Source organism: Tessaracoccus sp. MC1865 (genome assembly GCF_017815535.1).
Lineage (GTDB): Bacteria > Actinomycetota > Actinomycetes > Propionibacteriales > Propionibacteriaceae > Arachnia.
In genome coordinates this window covers 1738690-1759339 of record NZ_CP072596.1, presented here as the reverse complement: position 1 = coordinate 1759339, position 20650 = coordinate 1738690, and the positions used below count along the sequence as shown (strand labels likewise).

General features: G+C 67.3%; 20 protein-coding genes and 1 other RNA gene. 18 read left to right on the top strand and 3 right to left on the bottom strand.

The genetic code is table 11. The features are described 5' to 3' along the window. Positions 1-46 precede the first annotated feature (46 nt). The 17 genes from prfB to secA all read left to right on the top strand — a co-directional run bounded on the left by prfB (position 47) and on the right by secA (position 17987). Positions 47-1159: a peptide chain release factor 2 gene (gene prfB / locus J7D54_RS08160; RefSeq protein WP_182763458.1), complete on the top strand. Its 1113-nt coding sequence runs from the start codon at positions 47-49 to the stop codon at positions 1157-1159. Between the two features lie 97 nt (positions 1160-1256). Beyond that, positions 1257-1943: a cell division ATP-binding protein FtsE gene (ftsE, locus tag J7D54_RS08155; RefSeq protein WP_182763457.1), complete on the top strand. Its 687-nt coding sequence runs from the start codon at positions 1257-1259 to the stop codon at positions 1941-1943. Positions 1944-1960: 17 nt separating this feature from the next. Further along, complete coding sequence (ftsX, locus tag J7D54_RS08150) at positions 1961-2863, top strand: permease-like cell division protein FtsX (RefSeq protein ID WP_209455094.1); 903 nt, start codon at positions 1961-1963, stop codon at positions 2861-2863. Positions 2864-2951: 88 nt separating this feature from the next. Continuing rightward, a complete protein-coding gene (locus J7D54_RS08145) occupies positions 2952-4406 on the top strand; it encodes a M23 family metallopeptidase (RefSeq protein WP_182763456.1) in 1455 nt (484 codons plus the stop codon). 19 nt (positions 4407-4425) lie between these two features. Beyond that, positions 4426-4908 carry an SsrA-binding protein SmpB gene (gene smpB / locus J7D54_RS08140; RefSeq protein WP_182763455.1) on the top strand — a complete coding sequence of 161 codons (483 nt, stop codon included), beginning with the start codon at positions 4426-4428 and terminating at the stop codon, positions 4906-4908. Between the two features lie 82 nt (positions 4909-4990). Then, entirely contained in the window at positions 4991-5560 is a 570-nt protein-coding gene (locus tag J7D54_RS08135; protein ID WP_182763454.1) for a DUF1707 domain-containing protein, read from the top strand. A gap of 31 nt (positions 5561-5591) precedes the next feature. Next, positions 5592-5960: a transfer-messenger RNA gene (gene ssrA / locus J7D54_RS08130) on the top strand. 86 nt (positions 5961-6046) lie between these two features. After that, positions 6047-6607, top strand: coding sequence for a YqgE/AlgH family protein (locus tag J7D54_RS08125; protein WP_182763453.1), 561 nt, complete (start codon positions 6047-6049; stop codon positions 6605-6607). Between the two features lie 74 nt (positions 6608-6681). Beyond that, the gene (locus tag J7D54_RS08120; RefSeq protein WP_182763452.1) at positions 6682-7389 is read left to right on the top strand and encodes a hypothetical protein; all 708 of its coding nucleotides are present in this window, start codon (positions 6682-6684) and stop codon (positions 7387-7389) included. Then, entirely contained in the window at positions 7386-8819 is a 1434-nt protein-coding gene (locus J7D54_RS08115) for a hypothetical protein (RefSeq protein WP_182763451.1), read from the top strand. The genes J7D54_RS08120 and J7D54_RS08115 overlap by 4 nt, the downstream gene beginning before the upstream one ends. Then, positions 8816-9574: a hypothetical protein gene (locus tag J7D54_RS08110; RefSeq protein ID WP_182763450.1), complete on the top strand. Its 759-nt coding sequence runs from the start codon at positions 8816-8818 to the stop codon at positions 9572-9574. Before J7D54_RS08115 ends, J7D54_RS08110 begins: the two co-directional genes overlap by 4 nt. A gap of 47 nt (positions 9575-9621) precedes the next feature. Next, positions 9622-10323 (top strand): MtrAB system response regulator MtrA, encoded by a 702-nt coding sequence (gene mtrA, locus J7D54_RS08105; RefSeq protein WP_076058703.1) that lies wholly within the window; start codon positions 9622-9624, stop codon positions 10321-10323. A 52-nt stretch (positions 10324-10375) separates the two neighbouring features. Beyond that, the gene (gene mtrB / locus J7D54_RS08100; RefSeq protein ID WP_255433619.1) at positions 10376-11875 is read left to right on the top strand and encodes an MtrAB system histidine kinase MtrB; all 1500 of its coding nucleotides are present in this window, start codon (positions 10376-10378) and stop codon (positions 11873-11875) included. Next, the gene (locus J7D54_RS08095; RefSeq protein WP_182763449.1) at positions 11872-13566 is read left to right on the top strand and encodes a GerMN domain-containing protein; all 1695 of its coding nucleotides are present in this window, start codon (positions 11872-11874) and stop codon (positions 13564-13566) included. The genes mtrB and J7D54_RS08095 overlap by 4 nt, the downstream gene beginning before the upstream one ends. Before the next feature lie 47 nt (positions 13567-13613). Next, on the top strand, positions 13614-14273 hold the full coding sequence (locus J7D54_RS08090) for a ComF family protein (protein WP_182763448.1): 660 nt from the start codon (positions 13614-13616) through the stop codon (positions 14271-14273). A 142-nt stretch (positions 14274-14415) separates the two neighbouring features. Next, on the top strand, positions 14416-15018 hold the full coding sequence (gene hpf / locus J7D54_RS08085) for a ribosome hibernation-promoting factor, HPF/YfiA family (RefSeq protein WP_182763447.1): 603 nt from the start codon (positions 14416-14418) through the stop codon (positions 15016-15018). A 146-nt stretch (positions 15019-15164) separates the two neighbouring features. Next, positions 15165-17987, top strand: a complete 2823-nt coding sequence (gene secA / locus J7D54_RS08080) for a preprotein translocase subunit SecA (RefSeq protein WP_182763668.1) — start codon at positions 15165-15167, stop codon at positions 17985-17987. Between the two features lie 7 nt (positions 17988-17994). On the opposite strand, the gene J7D54_RS08075 is transcribed toward secA, so the two are convergent. The 3 genes from J7D54_RS08075 to J7D54_RS08065 form a co-directional block, all read right to left on the bottom strand. Further along, positions 17995-18366 carry an Rv3235 family protein gene (locus tag J7D54_RS08075; protein ID WP_182763446.1) on the bottom strand — a complete coding sequence of 124 codons (372 nt, stop codon included), beginning with the start codon at positions 18364-18366 and terminating at the stop codon, positions 17995-17997. Positions 18367-18500: 134 nt separating this feature from the next. Then, entirely contained in the window at positions 18501-19727 is a 1227-nt protein-coding gene (locus J7D54_RS08070) for a hypothetical protein (RefSeq protein WP_182763445.1), read from the bottom strand. Positions 19728-19759: 32 nt separating this feature from the next. Beyond that, positions 19760-20095: a hypothetical protein gene (locus tag J7D54_RS08065; RefSeq protein ID WP_182763444.1), complete on the bottom strand. Its 336-nt coding sequence runs from the start codon at positions 20093-20095 to the stop codon at positions 19760-19762. 83 nt (positions 20096-20178) lie between these two features. Here J7D54_RS08065 and J7D54_RS08060 point away from each other — a divergent pair, with 83 nt between their 5' ends. Next, positions 20179-20649 carry a hypothetical protein gene (locus J7D54_RS08060; protein WP_182763443.1) on the top strand — a complete coding sequence of 157 codons (471 nt, stop codon included), beginning with the start codon at positions 20179-20181 and terminating at the stop codon, positions 20647-20649. Position 20650 lies beyond the last annotated feature (1 nt).

The window sequence follows — 20650 nt, the reverse complement described above, 5'->3', positions numbered from 1 at the left end:
ACGCTGGACAGCGCGAAACCAGCGCCGCGGGGTAGAATGATCGATTGTGGCTAATGATGATCTCTCCTCCCGCCTGACCGACCTCGGCCATTCCCTCGATTCGATCGAGGCCGTCGCGGACCTTGACAAGGTCCGCGCCGAGATCGCCGAACTCGAGGAGCAGGTGGCGGCCCCGGACCTCTGGGACAACCAGGAGAACGCCCAGCGCGTGACCAGCCAGCTGTCCGCGAAGCAGGGCGAGGTGGACCGGCTCGTCGGTCTCCGCTCGCGTCTCGACGACGCGGAACTGATGCTCGAGCTGGCCGAGGCGGAGAACGACGCCGACACCACCGCGGAGGTCCTCCGTGAGCTGGACAAGCTCGGCAAGGACATCGAGGCGCTCGAGGTCCGCACGTTGCTCTCGGGTGACTACGACCCGCGTGACGCCCTGATCACCATCCGTGCCGAGGCCGGTGGCGTCGACGCCGCAGACTTCGCCGAGATGCTCATGCGGATGTACCTGCGCTGGGCGGACCGCCACGGGTACCCCACCGAGATCTACGACACGTCCTACGCCGAGGAGGCGGGGCTCAAGTCGGCCACCTTCGCCATCAAGGCGCCCTTCGCCTACGGCACGCTGTCGGTCGAACAGGGTACCCACCGGCTCGTGCGCATCTCGCCCTTCGACAACCAGGGCCGCCGCCAGACCTCCTTCGCCGGCGTCGAGGTTCTCCCCGTCACGGAGGAGACCGACTCGATCGACATCCCGGAGTCGGACCTGCGCATCGACGTCTTCCGCTCCTCGGGCCCCGGTGGTCAGTCGGTCAACACCACTGACTCCGCCGTCCGCATCACGCATCTGCCCACCGGCATCGTCGTGAGCTGTCAGAACGAGAAGTCGCAGTTGCAGAACAAGGCCGCGGCGCTGCGCGTCCTCCAGTCCCGGCTCCTGGAGCGGGTGCGTCAGGAGCGCGAGAAGGAGATGAACGCGCTCAAGAGCGACGGGGGCAACTCGTGGGGTGCGCAGATGCGCTCCTACGTCATGAACCCCTACCAGATGGTCAAGGACCTGCGCACGGAGCACGAAGTGGGCAACCCCGATGCCGTGTTCGACGGCGACATCGACGGCTTCATCGACGCCGGCATCCGCTGGCGCAAGAAGGCCGAGACGGGCGCCTGACCCACGGCGTGTCGCTGGGCAGTGGGGAGCCCAGCTCACCTAAACTCGTTCGCGCTGAGAGTTTCTCAGCTTCTTCCCCAACCGCCGGAGTGCCCCTGTGATCACGTTCGAGGACGTCACGAAGTTCTATCCAGGACAGCAACGGGCTGCCCTGAGGAACGTCAACCTCGAGATCGCCCGGGGAGAGTTCGTCTTCCTCGTCGGGCAGTCGGGTTCGGGCAAGTCGACCTTCCTGCGACTCATCCTCCGCGAGTACCGCCCGACAAAGGGCACTCTGTACGTCGCGGGGAAGAACCTCAGCACGCTCGCCGAGTGGAAGGTCCCCGGGCTCCGTCGCCAGATCGGCACGGTCTTCCAGGACTTCCGGCTGCTCCCCGGCAAGACCGTCTATGAGAACGTGGCGTTCGCGCTGCAGGTCATCGGGCGCCCCGGCCGGGAGATCCGCCGCGTCGTCCCGGACACCCTCGAGATGGTCGGCCTCGCCGGCAAGGAGGACCGGCCCTGCGAGGAGCTCTCCGGTGGTGAGCAGCAGCGCGTCGCCATCGCCCGCGCCTTTGTGAACCGCCCCAAGATCCTCATCGCCGACGAACCCACGGGCAACCTCGATCCCGAAACCTCGGTGGGCATCATGAAGCTGCTCGACCGGATCAACCGCGTCGATACCACCGTCATCATGGCCACCCACGATTCGTCCATCGTCGACCAGATGCGTCGCCGGGTCCTGGAACTGCGCGACGGGGAACTCGTCCGCGATCAGGCCAAGGGCATCTACGGCTCGGCGTAGGGGAGAGTTCACACATCATGCGGCATTCACTTCGCGAAACCTGGTCCGGTCTCAAGCGCAACATCGCCATGACGATCGCGGTCGTCGTCACCATGTCCGTCTCGCTGGCACTCCTGGGGGCGGGCCTCCTGACGTCGATGGAAGTCGACCTCACCAAGCGCACTCTGTACGACAAGATCACCGTCCAGGTGTTCCTCTGCACTCCTGACACCCAGGGCGGCCGCTGCGAGCCCGGCAAGGGCGCCACCGACGCGCAGCGCGACTCCATCCAGCAGACCCTGGAGGCCAACCCGGAGGTTTCCGAGGTGGTCTACGAGTCCAAGGAAGTGGCCCTTGCTGAGTTCCAGCGCGTCTTCAGGGACTCGCCGGCCGTCAACTCCCGCACCGTGGAAGACATGCAGGACTCCTTCCGCGTGAAGCTCAACAACCCGGAGAACTATGCAGGCGTGTCCAGCGAGGCCCGCGGGCTCCAGGGCGTGCAGGCGGTGCAGGACCAGAACTCCATCCTGGAGCCCATCTTCAAGTGGTTCGGCGCCCTGCAGTGGGCCACGATCACCATGAGCCTGCTGCTCCTGCTGGCGGCTGCGTTGCAGATCGTCAACACCATCCGGATGGCCGCGTTCTCGCGGCGGCGAGAGATGGGCATCATGCGGCTGGTCGGCGCGTCGAACATCTACATCCTCCTGCCGTTCCTGCTGGAGGCACTGGTCGCCGCCCTCATCGGCGTCGTCATCGCCGCGGCAACCCTCACGCTGGGCTTCTGGTTCATCATCGACCAGAACGCTCGAACCTCAATCGCCGCTTTACCCTGGATTGGCTGGGGAGAGCTGGCGGCTGCCATTGTGTCCATTGCAGCGGTAGGTGTTGGCCTCGCCATCATCCCGACGCTGCTCGCAACCAGAAGATATCTGCGTATCTGATAAGGAGACGAGCGTGAACCGGGACCTTCCCCCCCCGCCCGCAGTTCGCACATGGATCTCAGGTCTGCCCCGTGGCATCGTCGCCGGCGTGCTGGCAGTCCTCCTGGGATTCGCGAGTTGGACACCAGCCCAGGCTGATGATCTGACCGATCGCAAAGCAGATCTCCAGCGCGAGATCGCGCGCCAGGCCTCCGTCATCGACGACGCTGAAGCCGCGCGGGATTCCGCCGTCGAGGACGCCCGAGTGGCCCGCGCGCAGCTGGCCGACGCCGGCGCCAAGCTGGCCAAGGCAGAATCGGAACTCCGCGCCGCGGAGGATCTCGACAAGCAGCGCGCCGACGAGCTCGCCGTCGCCGAACAGGAACTGGACATCGCCACCGAGAAGCTCGAAGTGGCCAACCATGAACTCGACCAGGCCAGGGCGGACGTCGCCGCAGCCCAGGCCGCCCTCGACTCGGTCAATCGCCGGCTGAACGAAGAGATCCTGGTCACCACCCAGCACAGCACCGGCCTGGTCACCCTCGCCATGATCTTCACCGACGTCAACGCGTCGAACCTCAACCAGCGTGCGCAGCTGGCCCAGAACCTCATGACCTCCTCGGCGGTGCAACTCGACGAGTTGGAGATGCGCCGCCTTTCCCTGGAGGACGCGGAGTCCCGGGCCGACGCTGCCCAGCAGGCTGCTGACGAGGCCCGCCAGGCCGCCGACGCCGCCCGCGATGTCGCCGACGAGGCCCGGCAGGCCGCCGCTCGTCAGCTCGACGAGAAGCAGTCGGTGCAGGAGCAGGCCGAGGCGCTGCGGGCCCAGGTCGCCAACCTGGTGGCCGCAAGGGACAAGGCCGAAGAGAGCGCCCGTCAGCAGGTCGTCGCCGAGGAGACGCGTCAGCGTGAACTCGTGGCCGAGAACGCCGACGTCGAGAAGCGCATCCAGCAGCGGATCGAAGCTCAGAAGAAGGCAGCTGCAGAGAAGGCAGCTGCAGAGAAGGCTGCCCGAGACAAGGCCGCCCGCGACAAGGCGGCCCGTGACGCTGCCGCACAGGCCGCCGCAGCCAACGCGGCGGCCGCCAAGAAGCCGGCCCCGAAACCGCAGGCCGCGGCAGCCGTTTCAGCGCCGAAGAAATCATCCAGCTCCTCGCGCAACAATTCCGTCTTCATCCGCCCCGTCGAGGGTCGCCTGACCTCCAGGTACGGCATGCGCCTGCACCCCGTGCTGGGCTACCGCAAGCTGCACGACGGTACCGACTTCGGCGCCGCGTGCGGGGCCCCCCTCCGCGCGCCCGCGGATGGCGTCGTGACGGAGCGCTACTTCAACCGTGGCTATGGAAACCGCCTGATGATCGACCACGGCTATGTCCGCGGGGCCTACGTCACGACCGGCTTCAATCACGCCACCCACTACATCGTGGGCGTGGGCACCCGGGTGAAGCAGGGCCAGGTCATCGGCTACGTCGGCTCCACCGGCTACTCCACCGGTTGCCACCTGCACCTGATGGTGTGGGAGAACGGCCGGGTCGTGAACCCGCTGTCCGGCTGGTTCAACTGAGGCGTGGTTTAATTACCGGATGCCCAGGGAGACCGGAAAGAAGCTCGTCGCACAGAACAGGAAGGCCAGGCACGATTACCACATCGGTGACGTGTTCGAGGCCGGCCTAGTTCTGACGGGTACCGAGGTCAAGACGCTGCGCGCCGGCCGCGCCACCATCGCGGAGGCGTACGCCACCGTCGATGAGCAGGGTGAGGCCTGGCTGATCAACGCCAACATCCCGGAGTACGAGTTCGGCACCTGGCGCAACCATTCGGCCCGGCGTACGCGGAAACTGCTGTTGCACCGCAAGGAGATCGACAAGCTCTCCCGCGCCACCGACGACTCCGGCCGCACGCTCATCCCGTTGTCCCTGTACTTCAAGGACGGCTACGCGAAGGTCGAGATCGCCGTCGCCACCGGTAAGAAGGACTGGGACAAGCGCCACGCCATCGCCGAGCGCGATGCCCAGCGCGAGATGCAGCGGGCCCTGGCGCACCGCAACAAGTACAACAACCGCTGAGACCCTCACCCGGGCCCGTCCAGGGTCGTTTTCAGGGTGCTTCCCGGTACTGCCGAGGCGACCCTCCGACGACAATGGATACATGAGCGAGTACCAGCAGTTCCCCGGAGTGACCGACCAGCAGCGAGACCGTGCAGTGGACCACCTGCAGGCCTGTTACGCGGACCGCTCCATCGACGAGGCTGAGTTGGATCGACGCCTCGACCTCGCGTTGAACGCCCGCGACCGCGTGGAGTTGAACCGGTCCCTGATGGGGCTGGCCCGCATCGCCCCTGCTGTGCTCACCCGTCCGAGGCCGGGTCAACCGTCTCCTGCCGAGAACCTCGGGGCGGGCCTGACCCAGTTGTCGGGCCTCTTCACCTGGTTCCTCGGGCCTGTCGTCGTGAAGGCGGTGGCCACGCCGGGCAGCCGCGTCTGGTGGGAGGCGAGCCGGGCCCTCAGTCTGCAACTGACGGCGGCTGCCGTGGCAGCCGCAGCGTTCCTGTTGGGGATCGTGTTCGGGGCGGAGGGCCTCATGTTCCTGGCGTGGCTGGCCTGGTTCGGCGGCACGATCTGGGCGTCCGTGCGTGCATTCAACGGACAGTCCGGTACCGGACGGCTCGAGCCGTTCCTGCTCGCGAGGTCGAATCGGCCGAAGCAGGCAATCCGCTGACGTGCGCTAGAATGGTGTGAACAACTCAACAGGGGGTGACTGGTTTCGACTCGGGACGGTAGTCCCAGGAGAAGCGGGCCGAGGATCCACGTTTATCTCGTAAACGCTGCGTGGAAACCAATAAGTGCCAACAACAACAGCACTGACTTCGCTCTCGCTGCCTGATCAGCGACCGAAGGGTCAGCCCGGACGAGCCTTCGGTCCGGTACCTGGCCTCATTTAGAAGGCTTGCTGAGTAGCTTGCGTATCAGGGGCTACTCGGGACTTTACTGATACTGGGTCTGTCTGCGACTTGCCGACGAAGAGTGCAGGGACCGAGAAGACGACAATGTCGGCTGCGCCCGGAGAAGTCCTGGAACATCTCTTGAGGACGCGGGTTCAATTCCCGCCACCTCCACCCCTGTGCCTCGTGCCCATCCGCTGACCAGCGGGTGGGCACGAGGTTTTTTGCTGCCCTCGTGACGCGCGCCCGTTAGGGTGGTGGGCATGCATACCGGTGCGATCGCCGTGGGTCAGTTGCTCGTCGCCACCCAACCTGGGCGCGGCGGCTACTTCGACCGCTCGGTCGTCCTGATCGTCGAGCACCACCTTGAGGGCACCGTCGGCGTCTGTCTCAACGTGGTCTCGGACATGCCGCCGGAGGCCGCCGCGGCTCACTTCGCACCGCTTCTCAGCCCACCTGGCATCCTCTTCGAAGGAGGCCCGGTCAACAGCGACGTGGTGCTGGCCCTGGGTAAGCCGGCCGCAGAGGGCGTGGAACCGCCCGGCTGGGAGAGGCTCGCGGGCGATGTCGGGCTCGTGGACCTCCGGTTCCCGAGCGAACTGCTCGAATCCTCCTTCATCGGTCTGCGGCTCTTCGTCGGTTTCTCCTCGTGGTCGCCCGGCCAACTCGAGGGCGAACTGATCCGCGGCTCCTGGTTCCGCACGGAGGTGCGCGCCGACGACGTGTTCGGCAATCCGGACGGCCTGTGGCGCCGCGTGCTGCGACGCATGGGCGGCCTCCCCGGAAGATGGTCCACCTGGACGGAAGAACCCGCTCTGAACTGACCATCGCGGGTCACCGAGATGACCCCTGCGCATGTAAGACTTCGGGGGTATGCCGCTACCGAGGAGGGCCGTTCGTGACCGACGACAACTTCGACGACGAGATCCTGGCTCCTCCCGCAGACGTTGTCGCTGAGGCAGCCGCCGTCGCCGACGACTCGGACGAATGGCACCCCTCGCACGGTTTCGCCGATGCCCGGCTGGCGGTACGGATCTGGATCGACGAGGATGTCCGGCAACTCACGAAGGTGCACGTCTCACCGCGCTGGCGTGAGATCCTCGGACCCAACCGCACGCTGGAGGACGCCTTCGAAGAGGCCTTCTTCGCCGCTTCGGTTCGATCCGCCGGTGCTTCTGATCCGCTGGACTTCGCCGTTCTACCGGAGCCAACTCCGGATCCCGAGTCGCCCCTCACGTGGGATGACTTCGACGCCGTGCAGGAGCGCATCGTGGCCCTGGGCGAGCGACAGGCGGCACTCAGGGACAGGCCGGACCACGAGATCAGGTGGGCGGACATCGAGGGTGAGAAGACGGTGGCCCAGCGTGGTCCCGTCTCCGTGTCGCTCACCTGGTCGGGCCTGGCCGAGGCCGTCCGGTTCGACCGGAACTGGTTGCGCACCGCCACCCCCGACCACATCTCAGCCGCTGTGCTGCAGACAGCACGCAGCGCGTATGCCAACTACCACCCGCCCCATTTCGTGCCCGGCGAACACGAGGAACTGGCCGGCGAGTTCTTCCAGGCACAGCGAGACCTGCTCACCATCATGGCGAAGGGAACCCGATGACGGACCACAACAAGGGCGACGAAGTACGCTTCGATTCACCCCAACTGCATGCCCGGATCGACGGACCCCTGGCGGCGGATCCCTGGGGAGCGCTGGACGAGGACGAATACGCCGTGCCCGGCGAAGTCACGGGCGCCGAGACGGACAAGAACCGCGAGGACCGTCGACGGAGGAAGGCCGCCGCGATGGCACTGCACGGTTCCGGCACCCGTGGGAGGAAGGGTGGCGGGGCAGGAGCGATGCCCCCCGCGATGATGCCTCCCAACGCCACCGTGGGTGGCGTGGGCGCCGCCCCGGGTGGGGCGGGCGCCATGCAGCCCATGATGTCGGCCGGCCCCGGCGCCGCGGGTGGTGGCATCCCCACCATGCTGCAGGGGGCGCAGGCCGGCAGGCTCGCCGGCCCGTCGCTGTTCGGACCTTCGGGTTCCGGTGCGTCCGGGGCAATGTTCGGCCCTGGCGGTTTCCCGGCGCCCGGTGGGGGCCTGATGGCAGCCGGCACGGAGGACTCTCTGGACGCGGAACAGCTCCGGGAGGCCCTCCGTCGCAGCGGTCTCGATCAGCTGGTCGCAGTGGACAGTGACGGTCGCATCATCGAGGACCCGCTCGTCGACACGGACGGAGACGGCGTCCCGGACACCCCACTGAGCAAGGTCCGCCAGCGGGATGGCAAGAACAACGCTCCCACCGCAGGCGTCCAGTCCACCGGCCTGCAGTCGGTCTACCAGCAGGGACCCGGCAGCGGCTCCTACGCCCCGGGCGCCATGGCGCCCGGCACCACGGCACCCGGCACCACGGCACCCGGCACCACCGTTCCAGGCACGACGTTGCCCGGCAGCAGCGGGCCGGGTGGCACCCAGGCCCCGTCGACCAGCCACTACCCGGGCGGTCCGGTGGCCGCCGGGGATGCCAGCGGTTCGGAGACCGATCCCAGCACCAACTCGCCGGGCTCGCAGTCTGGCGGTGGTTTCGAGTACGACGGGGGCCACCAGACGGGCGTGCGTCCCCAGGACGGCACCACGTACACCTCGACGAGCCCCACGTACACCAGCACGGGCAGCCAGACGGGCACCCGCCCATCGGGCAGCACCTCCTTCGCGCAGCCCACCTCCACGTACAGTTCCACCGGTGGTTCCGACTACTCGGTGAACACAGATCAACTGCGCAGGGAATCCACCAACTGGAGCGACCTCGCGGACCGGTCGAAGCCCATGCAGGACACGATCATGTCCACGCCGGAGCCCGGAGCCATGTTCGGCGTGATGACTGAGGCGGTGCCGCCCTACCGCACCGCGGTGGAGAGCAGCGTGCAGGCCGCCTCTGACGCTGGGCTCGAGGCCGAAGCTCAGGCGATGGCGCTGGACGCCGCCTCCAACAACTACGACCAGAACGAAACGCAGGCCACTGACAGCCTCGGAGGGATGAACTCGTGAGCAGCCCACGCTATGACGCGATCAGCAACTCGTTGTCCTCCGCGCGCAGCCTCGCCTGGACGGCGATGCGCAACGACGTGGTGGAGAACTTCCTCGTCCTCAGCCGCCTCGAGAACCTGGGCCAGACCATCCGGGCACCCTGGATCGCAGCGGAGGCGGTGGGTCTCTGGATCAGCATCAACTCCCGGTTGACGGCCATCAGCGCCCACCACGCCTGGCTGGGGGCCAGCAGGCGTTCCCCTGATCTCCTCGGGGAGGCGGCGGGCCAGTGGGGCAACGTCGTGCAGCAGCAGGACCAGATCGTGGCAACCGTCCGCGCGAACAAGGGCCGGATCCGGAACAGCGAATGGACCGGCGACGGGCAGGACAGCCACGTGGCGGATGTGACGCGTAAGGAGCGCAAGGAACTGGCCTTCGCGGAGAGCGTCGAACGCATCGTCACGGGTTGCAAGCAGGCCAGGATGGTGACCAACATGCTGCTGGAGCGCGCGGTGACCATGTGCGCCACCACCGAGTTGCAGTGCGCCGTCGCCAGGACAGGGCCCTCGGCCACGTCGCCGCGTGCCCGCAACTGGCGGATGCGTAAGGTCGAGGCCATTCTGGGCCAGCTGGAAACCCGCTACGCTGCGTTGCACCGCGGTGATGGGTGGAAAGACGCTTCGCTGAGGATCGCGACCATTTTCGACGAGAACGCCGAGACGTTGCGGATGCTGCACACCATGCCGGGAGGCCCGCTGCGGATGACCGCAGTGTGACGGCTACGGCCTCTCGCTACCATTGACGGCAGAGCAAGGAGGCTGGGGTGACCGAGGCCAAGGGCAAAGCCCGGATACTGGTGGTGGACGATGACGCGGCGCTCTCAGAGATGCTGCAGATCGTCCTGCGCCAGGAGGGGTTCGAGACCGTCCGGTGCGGGACGGGCAACGAGGCGTTGCAGGAGTTCCGCCAGTCCCGTCCTGACCTCGTGCTTCTCGACCTCATGCTGCCGGGGCGCGACGGAGTCTCCGTCTGCCGCGACATCCGCGCCGAATCCGGCGTACCGATCGTCATGTTGACCGCCAAGTCCGACACCTCGGACGTGGTGGCCGGTCTCGAGGCGGGGGCCGACGACTACGTGGCCAAACCGTTCAAGGCGAAGGAACTCATCGCCCGGATCCGTACCCGCTTGCGCCGCACCAGCGGGGAAGTGGGCTCGGACATCCTGACCATCGGAGACCTGGCGATCTCGGTCTCGTCCCACCTCGTGAAGCGGGGTGAGGAACACCTGCCCCTCACCCCGCTGGAGTTCGAACTGTTGCTGGCCCTGGCACGCCGCCCGGCCCACGTCTTCACTCGCGAGGCCCTCCTCGACGAGGTGTGGGGCTATCGCAACTCGGCAGACACCCGCCTGGTCAACGTGCATGTACAGCGGCTGCGGGCCAAGATCGAGAAGGACCCGGAACACCCCGAAATCGTGATCACGGTCCGCGGCATTGGATACCGCGCCGGTGAAACGCAGAACTGACAGCACCCGGGCACGTCCCGCGCGAGGGCTCAAGGCACTGTGGTGGGGTTCCCTGCCGCTGCGGGTGCTGATCTCGACGCTCGGCCTGTCAATGGTCTTGATGACGCTGGCCGGGGTCGTCCTGATGCGTCAGGCCACGGCGGGCGTCGTCGAGACGAAGCGACAGGCGGCGCTGAACGAGGCGTCGGGCGTCTACGCGTTCATGCAGGAGCAGTTGCGCACGCCAGAGGCGCGGGGCGCCGCCATCCATGAATCGCTCAGCCGGCTGGCGGACCTCGCCGACGCCCAAGCGGCGCAGTACCGGGTGGTGATCCAGGGGCCGGTCTCCAGCCTCACCTCCACCGGCATCCGCGCGGAGTCTGTACCGGTCGGGTTGCGTGACCGGGTGGAGCAGGACCAGGGCATGTTCATCACCCCGACGCGGGTGGTCTTCACCGACCCCACGATGCAGCCGGAGCCCGGCTGGGCCATCGGTGCCGCACTGATCGGCGAGACCGGGGAGCGCTACCCGGTGTTCTACATCTTTCCCATGACCACCGAGCTGCAGACCCTGAGCGCCCTGCAGGGAGCCGTCATCGCGGCCGGCGTGGCGCTGGTGGCAGCACTCGGGTTGATCTCCTACCTCGTCACGGTGCAGGTGGTGAGGCCGGTGCGGAAGGCCAGCACCACCGCGCTGCAGCTGGCGTCCGGTCAGCTGGGGGAGCGCATGCTGGTGCGTGGTACCGACGATCTGGCGCTGCTGGCCACCTCCATGAACCGGATGGCCGCTGAGCTCCAGCAGCGGATCCGTGAGCTGGAGACGCTGTCCACGCTGCAGCAACGCTTCGTCAGCGACGTGTCCCACGAGCTGCGCACCCCGATGACCACCATCAAGATGGCCGCGGATGTGTTGCACGATGCGCGTAGCAACTTCGACCCCATCACTGCGCGTTCGGCGGAACTGATGAGCCTCGAGATCGACCGGTTCGACCTCATGCTGGCGGATCTCCTGGAGATCTCGCGGTTCGACGCGGGTGCGGCAGTCCTGGCCCTCGACGAGACCGACGTCGCGTCGCTGGCCGCCGCAGAGGTGGCAGGGAGCCGGTCGATGGCCGGGGCCCTGGGTGTCGAGCTCCGGTTCGAACAGGTGGACGAGGACACCACCGCCGAGGTCGACACCCGTCGGGTCAGGCGGATCCTGCGCAACCTGATCACCAATGCCATCGAGCACAGCGAGGGCAGGCCGGTGGTGATCAGGGTGGCTTCGGACCACGACGCGGTGGCGGTGACCGTGCGCGACTACGGCGTCGGCTTCAAGGCGGAGGACGCGGCCCGCGTCTTCGACCGGTTCTGGCGCGCAGATCCCAGTCGCACCCGGCTGGTGGGTGGCACGGGATTGGGGCTTGCGATCGCGATGGAGGACGCCCGGTTGCACCGCGGGTGGTTGACGGCCTGGGGCCGGCCGGGGCGCGGTGCCCAATTCCGGTTGACGCTGCCGCGGGAGTCAGGGCACGAGTTGACGAGCTCGCCGCTGGCCGTCGTACCGGCTGATGACAAGGAGGTGAGCGCATGAGACGCGCTGTGGCCGCTCTCACGGCACTCCTGCTGTCGCTGACCGGTTGCACCACCATTGCGACGTCCGGGCCCGTCGAGCAGGTGCCTCTGGCCGCGCAGCCGCGGGGCATCGACATCGCCCCGGAGCCGCCGAGCGAGGATATGACGCCGGTGCGTCTCGTCGAGGGCTTCCTTCAGGCCATGGCAGACCCCGACGGCGAGTACGCCATCGCCCGGCAGTACCTCACGAGCGAGGCGGCCTCGGGCTGGGCCCCCGTCGACGCGGTCGTGTTCGATGGCGAAGTCACCGGCGGAATGGATGCCGCGGCGGCCACCGGCACGGCCATCGGACACCTGGACGAGACCCATCGCTACACCGCGCACACCGAACCGTTCGAGCATGATTTCGGCCTCGTCGAGCAGGAGGGCCAGTGGCGGATCAGCGCCCCGCCGGACGGGCTCCTGCTGACCCGGTACAACTTCGAGCGCTACTACTCGCGTGTCACGCTCTATTTCATGAGCCGCGTCGGCGCGCACGTGGTGCCAGACCCCATCCACCTGCCCGAATCGCTCCTCACCCCCAGCAACGTGCTACAGGCCCTGTTCAGGGGCCCGGCCGAGGAGATCAGCCGCTCGGTCATCGACGCGCTGCCCCGAGGGGTCAGGCTCGGGGATGGCGGCGCCACCATCGACCAGAGCGGCGTGGTGACCGTGGACCTCGCCCGCCTTCCCGTGGTCCTGGGCGACGACGACCTGCGCCGGCTGGGCGCCCAATTGCTGTGGACGCTCACGTCCATCCCACGCGTCACGGGCATGATCGTCACGAGGGAGGGTGGGCGGACGGTACCCATCCCGGGCGCTTCGGCCAACGGCGTGCTCGAACTGGCCACACAGCAGGGCTACCAGGTGCTGTCCCGGGCAGCGGCCACGGACCTGTTCGGCGTGCGTCGCTCACGGGTGGGTCGCATCACCGGCCAGGACGAATTCGAGATCATGCCCGAGATCGGCTTCCGGGTGGCGGACGTGGCTGTCTCCGTCGACGGGGGCAGCATGGCCGTCATCAACGAGGACCGCACGGAGCTGTCCACCGGCGGACTGGGTGGCCCCGTCTCGAAGGTGGACCTGCCGCTGAGCAATCTGCGCTCCCCTCAGTTTGTGCTGGGCACCTTGTGGCTTCTGGGCAACGACATGACCGGGACTCCCCGCATGGCCACCATCGACCGGGACGGTCAGGCGCAACTGGTCAGCGCCGATCTGGGAGTGGGCCGGATCAGCGACTTCTCCGTGTCTCCCTCCCGCGCCCGGGTCCTGATCGTTGCCGACGTCGGAGGGGTGCCGACGCTCGGCGTGGCCTCACTCTTGGGGGCAAACCCCATCTCCGCGACCCAATGGCGGCCCTTGGAGATCGTCGCGCCTGCCGGTGACGCATTGACAGACCCGGTGGCGCCCACCTGGCAGGCGGAGACGTCCCTGGCGGTGGCCGCCACCAGCGCCGGGGTGCGCTCGATCTTCACCGCGCAGCTGGACGGCTCGGTGGTGCAGGACCTGGGCGCGATCACCGGCGCAATCGTCGACATCGCGTCGAACGTGCGTCTGGGCGGCGGACCGATAGCGGTCACGACCGACCTGGACGTGACCTGGCGCTACGAGGCCCGCACCCGGTGGACCCGCCTGGCGGACGAGGTGACCGCGGTGGCCTATCCCGGCTGATCTGTGGACAACGGTGGAGAGGCCCACCCGTTGGCCACAGTGGGGGTGTGTCGACCTTCTTCCACGCCGCCGCTGACCTGCTCCTCGGAGCATCGTGCCCGGGCTGTCAGGCCCCAGGCTGGGGACTGTGTGCCGGTTGCCGCGCATTGCTCTCGGATCCGCCGCAACTGATCGACCGCGGGCTCGACGTGCCGCTGGTGGCGGCATGTCAGTACCGCCCTGTGCTCGAACACGTGATCCCCCGGTACAAGGATGATGGCGCGCTGCATCTGGGCGCAGCGCTGGGGGACCTCCTCGCCCGTGCCGTGGCGGGGCTCAGGCCCCCGCCGGACGCGGTTCTGGTGCCCGTGCCGTCGCGACCCTCTGCAGTGCGGGACCGGGGATTCGACCATGCACGGCGGCTCGCCGCCCGGGCCGCCGGGCGCTGTGGGCTGCAGTGGAGGCCGCTGCTGTCGCGGTCACGCTCGGGGAAGGACCAGTCAGGGTTGGGGAAGCTCCAGCGCAGCAGCAACCTGGCGCACTCCATGGTGGCGCAGGCAGACGGGGCGCCGGTCGTCGTGGTCGACGACGTCGCCACCTCGGGTGCCTCGCTCCGGGAATCGGTCCGCGCGCTGCGGGCGGCGGGCGTGCCGGTGTGGGGAGGTGCCGTCATCGCCCAGGCGGAGAAACTTCCGGGACACACCAGCAAACGAGTGACGCACCCTTGAGGGTGAGGGTAGCGTTGGTGCATGGACACGCCGCAGGCCCACCTCGCTGGGCGACCTGCGGCGTTGTGCATACCGACCGGGATCCCTCCCGGTCGTGTAGCAAGTCGTCAGTGGGCATAAGCCCTGATAGACGGAGGATAAAATGGACATCGTCGTCACAGGTCGTCAGTGCACGATCAGCCCCGAAGTCAAGGAGCTCGTCAGCGAGCGCTTGGCCACCATCGAACGGTTGCGTGACCGGGTCATTCGGGTTGAAGTCGAATTCCAGGCATCCGAGGGGACGAAGAACCCGTCCGACGCGACCACGGTCCAGTTGACTCTGCGGAGCAGGGGACCCGTGATCCGTGCCGAAGCCAATGCCGAAGACAAGACCGCTGCATTTGAGATAGCCCTCGACCGACTGAAGTCCCAGCTTCGTCGGGCGGCAGACCGGCGCAAGACCCACCGTGGCCTGCGCGCCGGCGCCGTTCCCGAGTTCGCTCCCGCACCGGAGCCGACCGAGGAGGAGGAGCAGGGCGTGCCCGTCACGAACGTCGCCGGCCTTGTGGTGACCGGCGACGGCCCGCTCGTCGTGCGCGAGAAGGTCTTCGAAACTGCGCCCCTGACGTTGGCGCAGGCGCTGGATGAGATGGAACTGGTCGGCCACGACTTCTTCCTGTACCAGGATGCGGAATCCGGCCGTCCCTCCGTGGTCTACCGCCGCAAGGCCTACAACTACGGCGTGATCCAGCTCGATGTGAGCTGAGCCACGGCCCCACAGCGCTCGCCCCGACCGAAAAGTCGGGGCGAGCGCTGTTCTGCGCCCCTTGGCGAGTGGGGTTAGGATGGCTGGCGGTAGTCGGCACCGGCCCGGCACGCAACGCGACACGAAGGATGCGCCCCGTGGGAATCATGGACTTTCTGAGCGGCCTCGGCTCGGGAGCACAGCTCCGAAAGCTGCGGAAGGTGGCCGACCAAGTCAATTCCATCGAAGAAGAGTTCCAGGCGATGTCTGACGCGGAGCTTCGCGAAGAGACGCAGAAGTTCCGTGACCGGATCGCGGACGGAGAGTCCCTGGACCGCATCATGCCGGAAGCCTTCGCTGCCGTCCGCGAGGCGTCGGTCCGCGTGTTCGACAAGCGTCACTTCGACGTGCAAATCATGGGCGGCGCCGCCCTCCACTGGGGAAACATCGCAGAGATGAAGACCGGTGAGGGCAAGACACTCGTCGGCACCCTCCCGTCCTACCTGAATGCCCTCAGCGGCAGGGGCGTGCACGTCGTCACCACGAACGACTACCTCGCCAAGTACCAGTCCGAACAGATGGGCCGCCTCCACCACTTCCTCGGCCTGGAGGTGGGCGCCATCCTGACGTCGATGACCCCCGAACAGCGCCGTGCCGCCTACAACTGCGACATCACCTACGGCACCAACAACGAGTTCGGCTTCGACTACCTCCGCGACAACATGGCACTTCGCAAGGCCGACATGGTCCAGCGCGGCCACCACTACGCCGTCGTGGATGAGGTCGACTCCATCCTGATCGACGAGGCCCGCACGCCGCTGATCATCTCCGGCCCCGCCGAGGACAACCACGAGTGGTACCCCGTGTTCGCCAAGATGGCGCTGACGCTGCGCCGTGACGTCGACTACGAGGTGGACGAGAAGAAGCGCACCATCGCCGTCCTGGCCCCGGGCATCGAGAAGGTCGAGGACCGACTCGGCATCGAGAACCTCTACGAGTCGGCCAACACACCGCTCATCTCCTACCTGAACAACTCCATCAAGGCCAAGGAACTGTTCAAGCGTGACAAGGACTACGTCCTCGCGGGCGACGAGGTCCTCATCGTCGACGAGCACACCGGCCGCACGCTGGCCGGCCGTCGCTACAACGAGGGTCTGCACCAGGCGCTGGAGGCGAAGGAGGGCGTCAAGATCAAGGACGAGTACCAGACGCTGGCCACCATCACACTGCAGAACTACTTCCGCATGTACGAGAAGCTGGCCGGCATGACCGGTACCGCGAAGACGGAAGAGGGCGAGTTCCAGAAGATCTACGGTCTGGGCGTCATCACGATCCCGACCAACCGACCCATGGTCCGCGTCGATCAGGCGGATCTGATCTACCGCACGCAGGAGGCCAAGTACGAGGCCATCGTCCGCGACATCGCGGAGCGGCACGCGAAGGGCCAGCCGGTCCTCATCGGTACGGCATCCGTCGAGAAGTCCGAGGTGCTCTCGGCGCTGCTGAAGAAGGCCAACGTCCCGCACAAGGTCCTCAACGCCAAGCACCATGAGAGCGAAGCCGCCATCGTCGCGGAGGCCGGCCGCAAGGGTGCTGTCACGGTCTCGACGAACATGGCCGGCCGAGGCACCGACATCATGCTGGGCGGCAACCCCGAGTTCCTCGCGGACCTCCAGCTGCGCAAGGAGGGCCTGGACCCCCAGGAGACGCCCGAGGAGTACGAAGCCAGGTGGAACGAGACGCTCAAGGCGCTCGAGGACCAGGTGAAGGTGGAGCACGAAGAGGTCGTTGAGCTCGGCGGTCTGTACGTCGTCGGCTCAGAGCGTCACGAGTCGCGGCGCATCGACAATCAGCTGCGTGGCCGTTCCGGTCGCCAGGGGGACCCGGGCGAATCGCGGTTCTACCTGTCGCTCAGCGACGACCTCATGCGCCTGTTCCGTCCCGAACTGCTCGAGCGCGCGCTGCTCATGATGAAGGTCCCCGACGACGTGCCGATCGACATGAAGTCGGTGTCGAAGTCCATCGAGGGGGCGCAGAAGCAGGTCGAGGGTCAGAACTTCGAAATGCGCAAGAACGTCCTCAAGTACGACGACGTGATGAACCGCCAGCGCCACGCCATCTACGGTGATCGCCGCCAGGTGTTGGACGGCGCCGACGTCTCGGCCCAGCTGAAGGCCGCCACCGAGCGTGTCGTCAGCGACGTGGTGCGTCAGCACACCGTCGGCATCCCGGAGGATTGGGACATCGAGACGATGTTCACCGAACTCAAGACGCTGTATCCGGTGACCATCGACATGGACGACATCGCCGACGACCTGCCCGAGCAGGGCGAACTGGTCGAGATGTTCCTCGAGGACGCGGATGCCGCCTACAAGAAGCGCGAAGAGCAGTTGGGTGAGGACACCATGCGCGAGTTGGAGCGCCAGGTCCTGCTGACGGTGCTCGACCGCAAGTGGCGTGAGCACCTCTACGAGATGGACTACCTCCGCGAGGGCATCGGTCTGCGTGCCATGGCACAGCGTGACCCGCTGGTCGAGTACCAGCGCGAGGGTGGCGACATGTTCAACGCCATGATGGACGCCTTCATGGAAGAGGTCGTGGGTTACCTCTTCAACCTCGAAGTGGCTGCACCGGCGGCCGAGCCCCAGTTGAACGTGGGGCTGGTGACCGACGGCGACGGGTCTGCGGTCGGTGTCGATTCCCTCACCGAGAGCCTGCCCTCCAAGACGGACCACAAGGTCAAGACCCCGAAGATCCAGGCTCCAGTTGAGGAGCCACGCCAGGAGCTCCCGGCCGCATTGGCCCGGGGCCTCGAGCGCAAGACCGACAGGAACCTCTCCTACTCGGCGCCGGACGAGACCGGTGAGGCCACGCGCACCGGGGTGACCGTGACGAAGTCGGAGCCGAAGGTGGGCCGCAATCAGCCGTGCCCCTGCGGTTCCGGTAAGAAATACAAGGTCTGCCACGGCCGGCCCGCCGGAGCGGTCTGAGGCATCCTCAGGCCGCCATCATGGCGGCCGGGCGCAGCACGGCGAGTTCCGTGCAGACCCACCGGTCCCGGTGCACGTCGAGGCGGATCGCGCAGCTGATGACGCGCGAGGCGCAGAGGAGTGACACCGTCGCCTCCACCGCGCGGGGCGTGGGCATCTGCGTCTTGAGCGGCCCGATGGCCATCCGGCGGAAGAGCCCCGCGTCGGCGTAGGACGCCAGCCGGATGAACGACGTGGGCGACAGCAACGGCCGCACCTGATGGAGGGCCCTCCGGCCTGCCATCGCTTCGAGGAGCACGTGGATCAGGCGGACGGCCTGGGGCGGAGCCTGCTGGGGGGCGGGGGACGGACGCAGGGGCGTGATGCTGGAGGGGTTCATGCCGGAGACGCTAGATGGCCGCCCTCTCCCGGGTCACGCCTTTCAGGGCAACGGACAACACCGCACTGGCAACGGACAACACCTGGCCGGATCCGGACAACACCTCGACCCCGTCGGACAACACCCTGTGAAGCTCAGCCTCCGAACATCAGCAGCAGCCCGCCCATGGTGAAGACCACCATCATGGTGAGCAGGGGCAGATGGATCATCAACTGGGCCGGGGCGCTCCGGAGAGCGATGTCGTGCGTCACCAGCACGCCGAGAGCGTGGCCGCCCACGATGAGCAGCACCTGCGCCACGGCGATGAACGTCGGGTACATGAACAGCGCAGTGTCCGGTGCGGCTTCGATGGTGCCGAAGAGGTTCCAGCCACGACCCAACGGGTCACTGAACCGGATGAGGGTGCGCTGGCCCTCGAGGTAGAGCATGGTGCCGTAATGCGAGAGCGCGTAGCCCACCACCAGCGGAACGAGCCCGGGAGCGAGCGCATCCATCGAGAGCCCGCGGTACGGCCGGGTACCCAACCAGAACAGCCCGTAGATGAGCGTTACGGCGGCCAGGAGCGCCAGAGTGCTGACGGGCCAGAGCCATCCGTCCAGCTCCTGGGTGCCGCGGACCCAGACGCCGGTGTTGGAGAGGGCATCGAAAAGGGTGCCGCCCAGCAGCACGGAGGCCAACAGCGCCAGGTGCCGAGGGGCGCGCCAGGACGCCAGATTCCGCACCGGATTGGTCCAGAGGATGACGCCGCGAGCGTTGCGGGCCCACGGCGACATGTGGGCCACCGTCGTCGCATAGGCCTCAAAGGGTTCTGCCTGCTGGATCCAGCGCGGGCCCCGCAGCAGCACGCCCGCAGTGACCCAGAGGAGCCAGCCGACGGCGAACCAACGGAGCACAGGCACGGTGGCGCCGCCGGGTTGGACCAGTTCGAGGTAGAGGAAGGCCAACAGCGCGAGGGCCGCGGGAAGCACCGATGCCGTCGACTGGAAGGGCGCCGGGGCCGTGGCGCCCCTGAAGCGGAGGAGGAGACGCAGCGGGTTCGTGCGACGGTGGACGTCGCCGAACAGCAGCGCCAGCGGGACCAGCCCCACCCACACCAGGACGTAGACGAAGCCCAGTACGGGGTTGTCGATGCGGTCGACCCCGAAGAACAGCGCCGCAGCCATCAGCAGCCAGATGAGGGCGACGATGACCCTCAGCGTGCGGGAGACCACGGGGGAGTCGACGAAGCGCGTGAGCCGCGGCATGTCGCGCCCCTGCTGTTGCTGGAAACGGGGCCGCTTCCACGCGAAGATCGCCACCCAGAATGTGATGATCAGCACGACGGCCCCGCCGGCCACCACCAGAGGGAATGGGAGGGGCAAGTCTGAGCGTGAGGCGATCCCGTGCAGCGGAATCACGACACCACCAAGTCTGCCCAGATGCTGTCGGACGTGTGGGACTCGAGTTCGTAACTGCCCGCCATGTCGGCGGTGAAGGTCCACTCGATGGTCTGTCCCGGCTCCGTGAACTCCTCCAGCTCATAGCCGTGCAGATGGGCGTGGTCCGCGATGGCCGTGGTGATGCGCATCGTGACCTCCGCCCCGAGCGCCACCTCGATCCGTTGGGTCGCGCCGGGCGGGTCCGTGATCTCCAGCTCGATGGTCTGCGGGGGAGCGGAGGCCGGCGCGCCGCAGGCGACCAGCGTGACGGCGGTGAGGAACACGACGACGAGGCGTGACAAGAGCTTCATGGCAGCTCGAACCTACCCCGAATTCCGGGGCCCGCGCAGCAGACCCCTCCTCTGTGTCACAGTGCGGGACTAGGGTGGGGTCCGTGAAGCGTCAACTGGTGTTCATCCCCATCGCGTCGGACGAGCTCGGCATGCTCCGGGGCGAGCCCGCCGTCGAGAACCGGACGGCCTACACCGTCACGCCCGAACTGTTGGCGGAGCTGGAGTACGGCGAGGATGAGTCCGAAGCGGCCGAACACGCCGCCATGGTGCTCGCCTCGGTGGCAGGTCTGGCCCACCACGGGGAGCGCACCATCGTCGTGGCAGAGGTTGATGAGGCAGCGGTGCTGCCCGGCGAGGACCCGGCCAACGGCCAGATCGTGCTCGCGCAGTGCCCGCCACGCGCCATGATCGCCTGGTTCAGCGAGGAGCCAGGGGTGGACGTCGCAGACGCCGCAGCCATCTCAAAAGGGCTCACCATCGACCAGGCCTGGGGACAGCCGCAGGTGCAGGCGCTGCTCGAGAACCACGAACTACTCTGGAATGACAAGGTCGAATACCAGGGAGGTAGCTGAC